At 58.4% G+C, this 1,590-nt stretch carries 1 rRNA gene; it reads right to left on the minus strand.

Going from position 1 to position 1,590, the window contains the following annotated elements:
- Positions 1-32 precede the first annotated feature (32 nt).
- A 16S ribosomal RNA gene (locus HDG68_RS16635) occupies positions 33-1,558 on the minus strand.
- Between the last annotated feature and the right edge of the window lie 32 nt (positions 1,559-1,590).

Raw genomic sequence — 1,590 nt, forward strand, 5'->3', positions numbered from 1 at the left:
CGAAGACCCAAGGGCAGGTATGCGCTCCTTAGAAAGGAGGTGATCCAGCCGCACCTTCCGGTACGGCTACCTTGTTACGACTTAGTCCCAATCGCCGGTCCCACCTTCGACCACTCCCCCCGGAAAACCGGTTGGGCCATGAGCTTCGGGTGTTACCAACTTTCGTGACTTGACGGGCGGTGTGTACAAGGCCCGGGAACGTATTCACCGCAGCGTTGCTGATCTGCGATTACTAGCGACTCCGACTTCATGGGGTCGAGTTGCAGACCCCAATCCGAACTGAGACCGGCTTTTTGGGATTCGCTCCACCTTACGGTATCGCAGCCCTCTGTACCGGCCATTGTAGCATGCGTGAAGCCCAAGACATAAGGGGCATGATGATTTGACGTCATCCCCGCCTTCCTCCGAGTTGACCCCGGCAGTCTCCCATGAGTCCCCGGCATAACCCGCTGGCAACATAGGACAAGGGTTGCGCTCGTTGCGGGACTTAACCCAACATCTCACGACACGAGCTGACGACAACCATGCACCACCTGTGCACCGACCTTGCGGAACCACCATCTCTGGCAGCGTCCGGTGCATGTCAAGCCTTGGTAAGGTTCTTCGCGTTGCATCGAATTAATCCGCATGCTCCGCCGCTTGTGCGGGCCCCCGTCAATTCCTTTGAGTTTTAGCCTTGCGGCCGTACTCCCCAGGCGGGGCACTTAATGCGTTAGCTGCGGCACGGAACTCGTGGAATGAGCCCCACACCTAGTGCCCAACGTTTACGGCATGGACTACCAGGGTATCTAATCCTGTTCGCTCCCCATGCTTTCGCTCCTCAGCGTCAGTTGCGGCCCAGAGACCTGCCTTCGCCATCGGTGTTCCTCCTGATATCTGCGCATTCCACCGCTACACCAGGAATTCCAGTCTCCCCTACCGCACTCTAGTCTGCCCGTACCCGATGCACGCCCCAGGTTGAGCCTGAGGTTTTCACACCAGACGCGACAAACCGCCTACGAGCTCTTTACGCCCAATAATTCCGGACAACGCTTGCGCCCTACGTATTACCGCGGCTGCTGGCACGTAGTTAGCCGGCGCTTCTTCTGCAGGTACCGTCCACCCGAAGGCCTTCTTCCCTGCTGAAAGAGGTTTACAACCCGAAGGCCGTCATCCCTCACGCGGCGTCGCTGCATCAGGCTTTCGCCCATTGTGCAATATTCCCCACTGCTGCCTCCCGTAGGAGTCTGGGCCGTGTCTCAGTCCCAGTGTGGCCGGTCGCCCTCTCAGGCCGGCTACCCGTCGACGCCTTGGTAGGCCATCACCCCACCAACAAGCTGATAGGCCGCGAGCCCATCCCCCACCGAAAAACTTTCCAACACACGACATGCGCCATGTGCTCATATCCGGTATTAGACCCCGTTTCCAAGGCTTATCCCGAAGTGGAGGGCAGGTTGCTCACGTGTTACTCACCCGTTCGCCACTGATCCACCCAGCAAGCTGGGCTTCACCGTTCGACTTGCATGTGTTAAGCACGCCGCCAGCGTTCGTCCTGAGCCAGGATCAAACTCTCCGTAAAAGAGAGAAAACACCACCAACCCTCAACAGGCC

It is taken from the genome of Isoptericola chiayiensis (genome assembly GCF_013149805.1).
Classification (GTDB): Bacteria; Actinomycetota; Actinomycetes; order Actinomycetales; family Cellulomonadaceae; genus Isoptericola; species Isoptericola chiayiensis.